Annotated in this window: 9 protein-coding genes; 8 read left to right on the forward strand and 1 reads right to left on the reverse strand. The window is 75.0% G+C overall.

Features of this window, described 5'->3' with window-relative positions; translation table 11 throughout:
* Window positions 1-118 precede the first annotated feature (118 nt).
* Window positions 119-3,802, forward strand: coding sequence for a glycosyltransferase family 2 protein (locus ABZ956_RS15110; RefSeq protein WP_361892408.1), 3,684 nt, complete (start codon window positions 119-121; stop codon window positions 3,800-3,802).
* The gene (locus tag ABZ956_RS15115) at window positions 3,799-5,358 is read left to right on the forward strand and encodes a DUF5719 family protein (RefSeq protein ID WP_361892411.1); all 1,560 of its coding nucleotides are present in this window, start codon (window positions 3,799-3,801) and stop codon (window positions 5,356-5,358) included. The genes ABZ956_RS15110 and ABZ956_RS15115 overlap by 4 nt, the downstream gene beginning before the upstream one ends.
* Window positions 5,359-5,400: 42 nt before the next feature.
* Here the strand turns inward: ABZ956_RS15115 and ABZ956_RS15120 are convergent, their stop codons facing one another.
* Window positions 5,401-5,892 (reverse strand): metallopeptidase family protein, encoded by a 492-nt coding sequence (locus ABZ956_RS15120; RefSeq protein WP_361892413.1) that lies wholly within the window; start codon window positions 5,890-5,892, stop codon window positions 5,401-5,403.
* Between the two features lie 286 nt (window positions 5,893-6,178).
* Between ABZ956_RS15120 and ABZ956_RS15125 the strand changes: the two genes are divergently transcribed.
* From ABZ956_RS15125 to ABZ956_RS15150, 6 genes are all read left to right on the forward strand, one after another.
* Entirely contained in the window at window positions 6,179-6,616 is a 438-nt protein-coding gene (locus ABZ956_RS15125) for a DUF3499 domain-containing protein (RefSeq protein WP_361892416.1), read from the forward strand.
* A 147-nt stretch (window positions 6,617-6,763) separates the two neighbouring features.
* Window positions 6,764-8,122, forward strand: coding sequence for a phosphomannomutase/phosphoglucomutase (locus ABZ956_RS15130; protein WP_361892419.1), 1,359 nt, complete (start codon window positions 6,764-6,766; stop codon window positions 8,120-8,122).
* Between the two features lie 143 nt (window positions 8,123-8,265).
* A complete protein-coding gene (locus ABZ956_RS15135) occupies window positions 8,266-8,451 on the forward strand; it encodes a Trm112 family protein (protein WP_361892422.1) in 186 nt (61 codons plus the stop codon).
* A 68-nt stretch (window positions 8,452-8,519) separates the two neighbouring features.
* Window positions 8,520-9,713 (forward strand): SIS domain-containing protein, encoded by a 1,194-nt coding sequence (locus ABZ956_RS15140; protein WP_361892425.1) that lies wholly within the window; start codon window positions 8,520-8,522, stop codon window positions 9,711-9,713.
* Between the two features lie 107 nt (window positions 9,714-9,820).
* Window positions 9,821-11,020 carry a mannose-6-phosphate isomerase, class I gene (manA, locus tag ABZ956_RS15145; protein ID WP_361892428.1) on the forward strand — a complete coding sequence of 400 codons (1,200 nt, stop codon included), beginning with the start codon at window positions 9,821-9,823 and terminating at the stop codon, window positions 11,018-11,020.
* Window positions 11,021-11,116: 96 nt separating this feature from the next.
* Window positions 11,117-12,046 (forward strand): cation diffusion facilitator family transporter, encoded by a 930-nt coding sequence (locus ABZ956_RS15150; RefSeq protein ID WP_361892431.1) that lies wholly within the window; start codon window positions 11,117-11,119, stop codon window positions 12,044-12,046.
* The last annotated feature ends 176 nt before the right edge of the window (window positions 12,047-12,222 follow it).

Raw genomic sequence — 12,222 nt, forward strand, 5'->3', positions numbered from 1 at the left:
AGGCGGACCGCTGTGTTCGCAGCCACTAGTGTGGGGGCCCGTCCGAGACGTACCGACGCCCCGCGCGGGCGCTCACACGTCCACTGCAGTCTCCACTGAACCGGGGCCCGCACCTGCCATGTTCGACCCCACCATTCCCCCGGCGTTCCCCCGTCACGTCGTCACCGCCGTGCTCGTCGCCCACGACGGCGCCCGCTGGCTGCCCGACGCCCTCGCCGGCCTGCTCGGCCAGGAACGGCCCGTCCAGCACGCCGTCGCCGCCGACACCGGCAGCGCCGACGACTCCCGGCGGCTGCTGGCCGACGCCCTCGGCGCCGGCCAGGTCCTGCACCTCGCCCGCCGCTCCGGCTTCGGCGCGGCCGTCGCCGAAGCGGTGCGCACGGCCCCCGTACAGGGCGCTGACGACCTGCCGTACCTGCGGCGCTCCAGCGGCTGGGACCCGGTCGGGCGCACCTGGACCGAGGACGCCCACGGCGCCGACCTCGAACCCGTGCAGTGGCTGTGGCTGCTCCACGACGACTGCGCACCCGAGCCGGGCGCCCTGCACGAACTGCTGCGCGTGGCCGACGCCGAGCCGGACGCCGCCGTCATCGGCCCCAAGCTCCGCAGCTGGTACGACCGCAGACAGCTGCTGGAAGCCGGCGTCTCCATCGCCCGCAGCGGCCGCCGCTGGACCGGCCTGGAGCGCCGCGAACAGGACCAGGGCCAGCACGACCAGGTACGGGCCGTCCTGTCCGTCTCCACCGCCGGCATGCTCATCCGCCGCGACGTGTGGGACGAGCTCGGCGGCTTCGACGCCCGCCTGCCGCTCATGCGCGACGACGTCGACCTGTGCTGGCGCGCCCACGCCGCCGGCCACCGCGTGCTCGTCGCCCCCGATGCCGTCCTGCGCCACGCCGAGGCCGCCGCCCGCGAGCGCCGCCCCGTCGACTGCGTCGGCCGCAACACCGTCAACCCGCACCGCGTCGACAAGGCCGGAGCCGTCTACACGCTCCTGGCCAACACGCGCGGCGCGCTCCTGCCGTACGTCATGCTCCGGCTCGTCCTGAGCACCCTGCTGCGCACCCTCGGCTACCTCGTCGGCAAGGCCCCCGGCCAGGCGCTCGACGAACTCGCCGGGTTCATCGCCGTACTGCTGCGCCCCGGGCGCATCAGCGCGGCGCGCAAGCGGCGCGGCGAGCCCCGGACCGCGCCGGGCGAGCTGCGCCCGCTCTTCCCGCCGCCCGGCGCGACCGTCCGCGCCACCGTCGAGCAGCTCGTGAGCGACTTCGGCGGCCGGAGCGACGACGGGCTCCCGGCCGCCGGACGCCACGGCGCCGTCGAATCCGGCCCCGGAGGGGACGACGCCGACTATCTGGAGATCGAGCAGTTCGCGCGCCTCAGACGTGTCGCCCGTAAACCCGCGCCCGTCCTCTTCGCCCTGCTGCTGCTCGTCTCCGCCGTCGCCTGCCGCGGCCTGTTCGGCGGCGGCGCGCTCTCCGGCGGCGCGCTGCTGCCCGTACCCGACCATGCCTCGGCCCTGTGGGCCGCCTACACCGACGGCTGGCACCCGGTCGGCGTGGGCAGCACCGACGGCGCGCCCCCCTACCTGGCCGTCCTCGCGGCGCTCAGCACGCTCTTCCTGGGCTCCACCGGCTTCACGCTGACGCTGCTGCTGGTCTGCTCCGTCCCGCTGGCCGGCCTGACCGCCTACTTCGCCTCCCGCCCGCTGATCGACTCCCGGCTGCTGCGGGCGTGGGCGGCCGTCGCCTACGCCTTCCTGCCGGCCGCCACCGGCGCGCTGGCCACGGGCCGGCTGGGCACGGCCGTCCTGGCCGTCCTGCTGCCGCTCCTGGCCCGGACGGCCGTCGCGGCGACGGGCCTGCGCGTCCCCGGCGCCCGGCCCACCTGGCGGGCCGCCTGGGCCTGTGCGCTGCTGCTGACCGTCACGACCGCGTTCACGCCGGTGGTGTGGCCGCTCGCCCTGCTGCTGGGCCTCGGCGCGCTCGCCCTGCACTGCGTGCGCGGCGGCACCGCCCAGGCGGCCCTGCACGGGCCGCGCCTGCTCGCGATGGCCGCCACCCCGCTGCTGGTCCTCGCGCCCTGGTCGCTGGGGCTGTTCACCGACCCCGCCCGCTTCCTGACCGAGGCCGGGCTGGAGTACGGGCACCCGGGCGCCTCGCCGCTGCAACTGGTGGTGGCCGACCCAGGCGGGCCCAAGACCTCCGGCGCCCTGCTGCTGGCCGGAGTGGTCCTGGCCGCGCTGGCCGCCCTGCTGCGCGCCGACCGCGTGCTCGCCGTGCGCACCGCCTGGGCCGCCGCGCTGGCCGGGCTGCTGTGCGCGGCGGTGGCCAACGGCTCGGCCTGGGCGGGGCCCGCCACCCTGCTCTACGGCCTCGCCCTGATCGCGGCGGCCGTCGTCGGAGCCGAGGGCGCCCGCGAGCGCGTCGCGGCACAGAGCTTCGGCTGGCGGCAGCCCGTCGCCGGTCTCATCGCCCTCACCGCCGGCGCCGCCCCGCTCGTCGCCGCCGTCGTGTGGACGGCCGGCGGCGCGGCCGGCCCGCTGGAGCGGCGCGACCCCGTACAGGTCCCGGCGTTCGTCGCCGAGGAGGCGAGCACCCGCGACCAGGCCCGCACCCTGATGCTGGGCGGCGCCGACGGCCGGCTGACCTACACGCTCGTGCGCGGCTCGGGCGCGCGCCTGGGCGACGCCGAGCCGGCGGCCGCCGCCGGCCGGGACGAGCGGCTGGGCGCCGTGGTCGCCCACCTCGCCGCGGGCTCCGGCGCCGACCAGGCGGGCCGCCTCGCCGACTACGCCGTCGGCTATGTGCTCGTACGCGACAGCGCGCCCGGCCGGACGGCCCGCGTCCTGGACGCGACCCCCGGTCTGACGCGGCTCAGCCAGGAGGACCACAGCGCGCTGTGGCGGGTGGACCGGCAGGTCGCCCGCGTCACGATCGTCAGCGGCGCACGGCAAGCGGACGGCAGCCGGCCGACCGCACCGGTGCCGGTGGCCGCCGGTCCCGTCGCGGCGCACACCACGATTCCGGCCGGTTCCGGCGACCGCGTGCTGCGGATCGCCGACAAGGCCGCGCCCGGCTGGCGTGCCACGGTCGACGGCCGTGCTCTCGAACGCGTCACCGTCGACGGCTGGGCCCAGGGCTTCCGGCTGCCGGCCGGGGGCGGAAAGCTCGCCCTGACCTACGAGACCTCGGGCGCCCGCACCGCGTGGCTGTGGACGCAAGCGCTGCTGGCCGTCGTCCTGGTGGTCCTCGCCCTGCCGGGCCGCCGCCGGAAGGTCGACGACGACCTGCCGGAGGCCGGCGCCGAGGCGCCGGCGGCCCCCGTGCCCGCGCAGGCCGCGCCCGGAGAGGGCCGGCGGGCGCGCAGGCTGCGGGCGGCCGCGGAGGGCGCGGCGGCCCCGACGGCCGTGGTGCCGCAGCAGCCCGCCCCGGAGCCCCCTCCCGCGGACCCGTACGTCCCGTACGAGCAGCCGGCCGCGGCCGACGCCGACCCCTATGCCGCCGTGCCGCACCAGCAGCAGTACGCCGAGTGGGACCAGGGCTACGGCTACGGACAGCAACAGCAACAGCGATACGAAGATGGCGCGACGGGCGCAATGGGCGCTGCGGGCACCGGCTATGACGGCTCGTACCCTCAGCAGTCCCCCTACCCCTACGGCGAGAGCGGCGGCCAGGTGGACCGGGCGGCCGGGGCCGACGGGCAAGGTCACCACCCGGCGGACCCCTACGCGGACGGCGCGTACGACCCGTACGGCTATGGACAGCAGCAGCCCTACCGCGGCGGGAGCGACCAGCAGTGAAGCGCACCACCCTGTCCCTGTTCGCCGTCACGGCGTCGCTCGCCGTCGTCACGGGCGTCGCCGCGCTCAACCCGCCCTCGGACGGCGACGAGAGCGGCACGAAGACGACTGCCGCCCGGATGCCCGTCCAGCGCTCCACGCTGCTGTGCCCGGCGCCCACCTCCTCGGACGTGGGCGACACGGCGTACACCGCCTTCACCCCGGCCGGGAAGGGCGCCGCGGCCCGCGCGTCCGCGGCGGACCTGTTGCCGGCGGCGGGCCCGGCCCGGCCCGACAAAGCTGACTCCAAAAAGGACGAGCCGAAGAAGGACGAGGGCAAGAAAGCCGACGCCAAGAAGGACGAGAAGGACGCGAAGGATCCGGGCAAGCCCGTCCTGTCCCTCAAGGAGCCCGGCAAGCCCGTCACCGCGACCACGAGCCGCTCCGACGCCCCCGCCCTCATCGGCACCGCCGACGGCCCGCTCGCCCCGGGCTGGACCGCGCAGCAGACCACGACCGTCGCCGCGGGCAGCGGGCGCGGGCTGCACGGCGTGGCGTGCGCGGCACCCGACACGTCCTTCTGGTTCCCCGGCGCGAGCACCGCCAAGGGCCGCCAGGACTACGTCCACTTGACCAACCCCGACGACGCGGCGGCCGTCGTCGACCTCGAGCTGTACGGCAAGGACGGCAGGATCAAGTCCGCCACCGGGGACGGTGTCAACATTCCGCCGCGTTCCACCGTCCCCGTTCTGTTGTCCACCCTCACGGACGTGACGGAGGAGAACCTCACCCTGCACGTGGCGGCCCACTCCGGCCGGGTGGGGGCCGCGGTGCAGGCGTCCGACGAGAAGCTCGGCGGCGACTGGCTGCCGGCGTCCGCCGACGTGTCACCGGACGTGGTGCTGCCCGGCATTCCGGCCGACGCCACGTCGGTGCGGCTCGTCGCCTTCGCACCCGGGACGGACGACGCCGACGTGAAGGTGCGGCTCGCGGGGCCGGGCGGTTCCCTCACCCCGGCCGGGCACGAGTCGCTGCACATCAAGAGCGGGATGACCGCGGCGGTCGACCTGGGGGACATCACCAAGGGCGAGGCGGGTTCGCTGCTGCTGACCGCCGAGCGCGGCAGCGCGCCGGTCGTGGCGGCGCTGCGCGTGACGCGCGGCAAGGACGACAAGCAGGAGACGGCGTTCATCCCCGCCACGGCCGCGATCAACGAACGCGGCACGGTCGCCGACAACCGCGCCAAGGGCAGCACGCTGGCCCTGGTCGCCCCCGGCAAGGACGCGCAGGTGAAGGTGGTGGCGTCGGCGGGCAGCGAAGGCGGTACAGCGGTCAGCCGGACCTACACCGTCAAGGCCGGCACCACGCTGTCCGTGGAGCCGCCGCAGCCGGCCGGTGGCAAGGGCGTGTACGCGCTGACGGTGGAGAAAGTCTCCGGCGGTCCGGTGCACGCCTCGCGGATGCTGGCCCTGCCGAAGGACGGCGTCCCGATGTTCACGGTCCAGCCGGTCGCGGACGACCGTTCCACGGTGGCGGTACCGGAGGCGGAGCAGGACCTGTCGATGCTGAACGACTGACGCCCGGCGTACGACGGGAGAGCCGGCGCGCGGGAGGCCGGCTCACTCCTGCCCGTAGCGCGGGTCCACCGATTCGGGCGCGAGCCCCAGCAGCTCGGCGACCTGCTCCACCACGACCTCGTGGACCAGCAGGGCCCGCTCGTCGCGGGTCTTGGTCCTAATCTCCACCGGACGGCGGTAGACGACGATCCGGTCCGGCTCGTCGCCGTGCGCGGCCACGTACCGGCCGAGCGGCACGCTCTCCCCGTCGAGAAGGGCGTCCAGGGGATCCGGCAGCCCCGGCTCCGTCCCCAGCGGCACCTCGCGTACGGCGAAGTCGACGGCCGCCAGCTGCGGCCAGCGCCGCTCCAGCCGCTCCGCGGAGTCGTGGACCAGGTCGACGAACGCCTCGGCCCGGGTGACCGACAGCGGCACCTGAGGGGGCGCGATGGGGCCGCGCATGCCGCGTCCGTGGCGGTCGCGGTGGCGCGGTCGCGGCCCGGTCGGGCCGGCGGCACCCCCGGCGTCGGAATGGGGAGGTACGGGGCTGTCCATCACCCCCGAGGGTATCCGCCGCCCGGCGGTACGCACGCGGTAGCGGCCCATCTCACGGCATGTCGCATCATGAGCGTTCCAGCCAGCTATGCGATCAATTACAGTCACCTCCTGGACCGGCGATCTCCTGCCGAATGACACTATGTGTGCCTGGTGGTGACAGTTTCGGTCGTGGTTTCTTCGCCTCCCAAGGCCCCGCCTTCGGGGGTCGGGCCAGGTCGACCAGGCCGTTCGACAAAGGGTGTCCACCGGACGAACCGGGACGACACGGAGGAGTGAGCCGGGGGTGAGTCGTCGCGGCCCGCTCAAGAGTGCGGTACCGTCCCACCTCGTGAGCCCTGTACGTCGCTGTTCGCGCACCGCGTGCGGCCGCCCGGCCGTCGCGACGCTGACGTACGTCTACGCCGATTCGACCGCCGTCCTCGGCCCGCTCGCCACCTACGCCGAGCCCCACTGCTACGACCTGTGCGCCGAGCACTCCGAGCGCCTGACCGCACCCCGCGGCTGGGACGTCGTCCGCCTCGCCGTCGACAGCACGACCGCCCGGCCCAGCGGCGACGACCTCGAAGCCCTCGCCAACGCCGTGCGCGAAGCGGCCCGCCCCCAGGAGCGCACCGCCGGCCCCGGCACCGCGCCGGGCATCACACCCACCGGCCGGGGCGCGGACCCGATGGAGGTCGCCCGCCGAGGCCACCTCAGGGTGCTGCGCTCGCCGGACTCCTGACGCCCCCGCACCCCCCGCCCCCCTTCAGGCCCCCCGCACGGGCCTTCCTGACGGCCCGTACCCCGTACGGACGCCGTGCGGCATCCGGACCCGTGGCCCCGGCAGGTAGGTTTGTTGTCCCGAACCGGACTCCAGGAGGGGTTGGCTGTGGCTGATCTGTCGCAGATCGTGAAGGCGTACGACGTGCGCGGCGTGGTGCCCGACCAGTGGGACGCGTCCCTGGCCGAGCTGTTCGGCGCCGCCTTCGCCCAGGTGACCGGCGCGAGCGCGATCGTGGTCGGCCACGACATGCGCCCCTCCTCGCCCGAGCTCTCCCGCGCCTTCGCACGCGGCGCCGCCGCGCGCGGCGTGGACGTCACCGAGATCGGTCTGTGCTCCACCGACCAGCTCTACTTCGCCAGCGGCCGGCTCGACCTGCCCGGCGCCATGTTCACGGCCAGCCACAACCCCGCGCAGTACAACGGCATCAAGCTGTGCCGCGCGGGCGCCGCCCCCGTCGGCCAGGACACCGGCCTCGCCGACATCCGCGCCCTCGTGGAGCAGTGGGCGGAGACCGGAGCGCCCGAGCCCGCCGCGACACCGGGCGAAATCACCCGGCGCGACGTCCTCGCGGACTACGCCACGCACCTGCGCTCCCTGGTCGACCTCACCCGGATCCGGCCCCTGAAGGTCGTCGTGGACGCGGGCAACGGCATGGGCGGCCACACCGTCCCCACCGTCTTCGACGGGCTGCCCCTGGACCTCGTCCCCATGTACTTCGAGCTGGACGGCACCTTCCCCCACCACGAGGCCAACCCCCTCGACCCCAAGAACATCGTCGACCTGCAGGCCAAGGTCCGCGCGACCGGCGCCGACATCGGCCTCGCCTTCGACGGCGACGCCGACCGCTGCTTCGTCGTGGACGAGCGCGGCGAGCCCGTCCCGCCGTCCGCGATCACCGCGCTCGTCGCCGCCCGCGAGCTCGCCAAGTCCCCCGGCGCCACCGTCATCCACAACCTGATCACGTCGTGGTCGGTGCCCGAGGTCGTCAAGGAGCACGGCGGCACCGCCGTCCGCACGCGGGTGGGGCACTCCTTCATCAAGCAGGAGATGGCCCGCAGCGGCGCGATCTTCGGCGGCGAGCACTCCGCGCACTACTACTTCCGCGACTTCTGGAACGCCGACACCGGCATGCTCGCCGCCCTCCACGTCCTGGCGGCGCTCGGCGGCCAGGACGGACCGCTCTCCGAGCTGGTGCGCCAGTACGACCGCTACGCCGCCTCCGGCGAGATCAACAGCACCGTCGCCGACCAGATCGGCCGGGCCGCCGCCGTCAAGGCCGCCTACGAGGGCCTCGAGGGCGCCGAGCTGGACGAGCTCGACGGCCTGACCGTCACCACCCCCGACTGGTGGTTCAACCTGCGCGCCTCCAACACCGAGCCGCTGCTGCGCCTGAACGTGGAGGCCCGCGACGCCGCCACCGTCGCGCGCGTACGCGACGAGGTACTGGCGATCGTCCGCGCCTGACCGGGCCCGGCGGGCCTGTCCGCCGGCGGCCGGTCCGGCCGCGCCGAGGACAGGCCGCCGGGCAGGGGCGGGAAAGAACCGCCGGACACCCCCGAGGGCTTACGCTGGCCCCACAGAACCGCACATCCCCGAAGGGAACCCTCATGCCGCTCGAAGCCGGCCTCCTGGAGATCCTCGCCTGCCCGGCCTGCCACACCTCCCTCCGCGAGGAGAGCGCCACCGAGGAGAGCCCCGAGCTGGTGTGCGAGAGCCAGAGCTGCGGCCTGGCCTACCCCATCCGCGACGGCATCCCCGTCCTGCTCGTGGACGAGGCCCGCCGCCCCGCCTGAGCGCCGCCCGCCCCGTCCTGCTGCCGGCCGGTAACCCGCACCCCACGGCGATCGGAGACTGATCAACGGTGTTCGACGAGTCCCTCCTCGACAACCCCGACGGCCTCTCCCGCGCCGATCTCCACGGCCTGCTCCGGGGCGCCGCCGAATCCGGCGCCCGGGTCCGCACGGCCGCCCGCAACGCCGCCGAGGCCGGCGTCGGCGCCCTCGAACCGGACGGCCGCCCACGCGCCGTCCTGGTCGCCTGCCCCGGCCCGGCCGGCGGTTCCGTCGCCGACCTGCTCGGCGCCCTCGCCGGGGACACCTGCCCCGTCACCCTGATCCGCCCGGCAGGCGTGGCCCCCGCCCCCGGAGCCCTGCGCTGGACGCTCCCCGGCTGGACGGGCCCCCTCGACCTGCTGCTCGTCGCCAGCCCGGACGGTACGGAACCGGGCCTCGCCCTGCTCCTGGAACAGGCCTACCGGCGCGGCTGCTCCGTCGTCTGCGTCGCCCCGGCCGGCTCCCCGCTCGCCGAGGCCACCATCCAGGCCCGCGGCCTCGCGATCCCGCTGAGCACCACCCCGTACGAGGCCGCCATGGCCGGCGCCGAACCCGGCGCGGCGGAGGCGAACGACAACGGGACCCGGGGCGGGACACCCGAACCCGTGCTGCCCACCGGCCCCGGCACGCTCTGGTCCCTGCTCACCCCGCTGCTCGCCCTCGCGGACCGCGTCGGCATGCTCAACGCCCCGCCCGCGGCCCTCGAATCGCTCGCCGACCGCCTCGACCGCATCGCCGAGCGCTGCGGCCCGGCCATCGCCACCTACGGCAACCCCGCCAAGACCCTGGCGGCCGAGCTGGCCGATGCCCTGCCGCTGATCTGGACCGAAGGCGAACTCGCCGCCGCGGCCGGCCGCCGCTTCGCGACGGTCATCGCCGCCCTCGCCGGTGCCCCCGCCCTCGTCGCCGAGCTCCCCGAGGCGCTCACCGCGCACGGCACCCTCCTCGCGGGGGCCTTCGCCGCCGGCGCCGACCCCGAGGACTTCTTCCGTGACCGGGTCGAGGAGCCCGAGGCCCTGCACGCCCGGGTCGTCCTGCTCCGCGAACGCGAACCGGCCGTCACCTCGCCCGCCCCCGCCGCCCGCGAACTGGCCCTGCACCGCGACACCCCCGTCAGCGAGCTCGAGGCCAGCGAGGACAGCAGCCCCCTGGAGACCGTCGCCGAGCTCCTGGCCATCACGGACTTCGCCGCCGTCTACCTGGCGCTCGCCTCCACCCCGTAAACACTGCCGTAAACACCCCTGTAAACCCGCCCGTGCACACCCGCAAGCACCGGAGCCCAGGCAGCGAGCAGAGCCGCGTCACAGCGCCGACAGTCAGGAACCGCCCCATGGACCGCCTCGTCAACACCGTGCGCCCCTACGCCTGGGGCTCCACCACCGCGATCCCCGAGCTCCTCGGTGTCCCGCCCACCGGCGAACCCCAGGCCGAGCTGTGGATGGGCGCCCACCCCGCGGCACCCTCCCGCATCGACCGCGGCACCGGCCCCCTCCCGCTCGGCGACGTCATCGCCGCCGACCCCGAGGGCGAGCTCGGCGCCGACACCGCGCGGCGCTTCGGCCCCGCCCTGCCGTTCCTCCTCAAGGTCCTCGCGGCAGCCGACCCGCTCTCCCTCCAGGTCCACCCCGACCCCGACCAGGCCCGGGCCGGCTTCGCCGACGAAGAGGCACGCGGCATCCCGCTCGACGCCCCGCACCGCAACTACAAGGACGCCGGCCACAAGCCCGAGCTCATCTGCGCCCTGACACCCTTCGACGGTCTCTGCGGCTTCCGCGCCCCCGACGCCACCGCCGAACTCCTCGCCGCGCTCGACGTCGACCCCCTCAAGCCCTACGTCGACCTCCTGCACGCCCACCCCGAGAGCGCCGCCCTGCGCGAGGTCCTCACCGCCGTGCTCAGCGCCGAGCGCACCGCCATGGCCGAGACGGTCGGCCAGGCCGCGGACGCCGCCCGGCGCCTCGCCGACCACGACGGCCCGCACCGCGCCGCGTACGCCGCCTACGCCTCCCTCGCCCGGCACTACCCCGGCGACCCCGGCGTCATCGCCGCCATGCTCCTCAACCACGTCCGCCTCCAGCCCGGCGAGGCCCTCTACCTGGGGGCCGGAGTCCCGCACGCCTACCTCGAGGGCCTGGGCATCGAGATCATGGCCAACTCCGACAACGTGCTGCGCTGCGGCCTGACCCCCAAGCACGTCGACGTCCCCGAGCTGCTGCGCGTCGTCCGCTTCGAGGCGACCGCCCCCGCCGTCCTGCGCCCGGAGGCCGACGTCGACGGCGCCGAGGTCTACGAGACGCCCGCACCGGAGTTCCGCCTCTCCCGCTACGCGCTCGCCGCCGGCTCCCCGCCGCACCCCCTCGACGCCCGTACCGCCCAGATCCTCCTGTGCACCGCCGGCACCGCCCGGCTGCGGGGCGAGGACGGCTCCGAAACCACCCTGGGACGCGGCGAGTCCGCCTTCGTACGGGCGGGGGAGCGGGTCGACCTGAGCGGCGAGGGATCGGTCTTCCGCGCCACGGCGGCCTCCTGACGCGCGCTCGGGCGCGGCGGCTGCGACAATGACCGGCCGTAACCCCGTAAAGGGAAAGCAAAGAAGCCGCTGTGGCGGAAGGGACATCCCGCACCCATGAGTGCAACAGGCGGAACCAAGGCCATCGTCGCCGCGCTGGGGGCCAATCTGGCCATCGCGGTCGCGAAGTTCGTCGCATTCGCGTTCAGCGGCTCGTCGTCGATGCTCGCCGAGGGCGTGCACTCGGTCGCCGACTCCGGCAACCAGGCACTGCTGCTGCTCGGCGGCAAGAAAGCCCAGAAGAAGGCGAGCGAGGAGCACCCCTTCGGCTACGGCCGGGAGCGCTACATCTACGCCTTCCTCGTCTCCATCGTGCTCTTCACCATCGGCGGCGCCTTCGCGCTGTACGAGGGCTACGAGAAGATCAAGCACCCGCACGAGCTGGAGAACTGGTACTTGCCGGTCGGCGTGCTCGTCTTCGCCATCATCGCGGAGAGCTTCTCCTTCCGGACGGCCATCAAGGAGTCCAACGAACTGCGGGGCTCGCAGTCGTGGACCTCGTTCGTCCGCACGGCCAAGGCGCCCGAGCTGCCCGTGGTCCTGCTGGAGGACCTCGGCGCCCTCGTCGGCCTCATCCTCGCCCTCGGCGGCGTCAGCCTGACGCTCGTCACCGGTGACGGCGTCTGGGACGGCATCGGCACGCTGTGCATCGGCGCCCTGCTCGTCCTGATCGCGCTGGTCCTGGCCGCCGAGACGAAGTCGCTCCTGCTGGGCGAGGCCGCCGGCCCGGAGGACGTCACCAAGATCCGCGCCGCGGTCGTCGACGGCGAGTCGGTCACCGCGGTCATCCACATGCGCACCCTGCACCTGGGCCCCGAGGAGCTCCTGGTCGCCGCCAAGATCGCGGTGCGCGGCGAGGACACCGCGGTCCAGATCGCCCGCGCGATCGACGCCGCGGAGGCCCGCATCCGCGAGGCCGTGCCGATCGCCAGGGTCATCTACCTGGAGCCGGACATCTTCAGCGAGAAGGCAGCGGCGCCCGAATAGAGCCCGTCCGGCGCTTGAGGACCGGGGGTCGGCGGGCGCAGCCCCCGAAAAACCCACCCATCCCGGCCAAATCCAGCCCGTCCGGCGTTTGAGGACCGGGGGTCCGGGGGCGGAGCCCCCGGTTACGGGAAGGGGCGGGGTGGGGGAAAGTGCCCCCCCCCCCCCCCCCCGGGCGG

Source organism: Streptomyces sp. NPDC046261, from assembly GCF_040646235.1.
In the GTDB taxonomy this organism is placed as follows: Bacteria; Actinomycetota; Actinomycetes; order Streptomycetales; family Streptomycetaceae; genus Streptomyces.

Excerpts from the sequence above, each read along its gene's own strand:
- manA (WP_361892428.1), top strand. The coding sequence starts at position 9,821 with ATGGACCGCCTCGTCAACACCGTGCGCCCCTACGCCTGGGGCTCCACC.
- ABZ956_RS15135 (WP_361892422.1), top strand. The coding sequence starts at position 8,266 with ATGCCGCTCGAAGCCGGCCTCCTGGAGATCCTCGCCTGCCCGGCCTGC.
- ABZ956_RS15120 (WP_361892413.1), bottom strand. The coding sequence starts at position 5,892 with ATGGACAGCCCCGTACCTCCCCATTCCGACGCCGGGGGTGCCGCCGGC.
- ABZ956_RS15110 (WP_361892408.1), top strand. The coding sequence starts at position 119 with ATGTTCGACCCCACCATTCCCCCGGCGTTCCCCCGTCACGTCGTCACC.
- ABZ956_RS15150 (WP_361892431.1), top strand. The coding sequence starts at position 11,117 with ATGAGTGCAACAGGCGGAACCAAGGCCATCGTCGCCGCGCTGGGGGCC.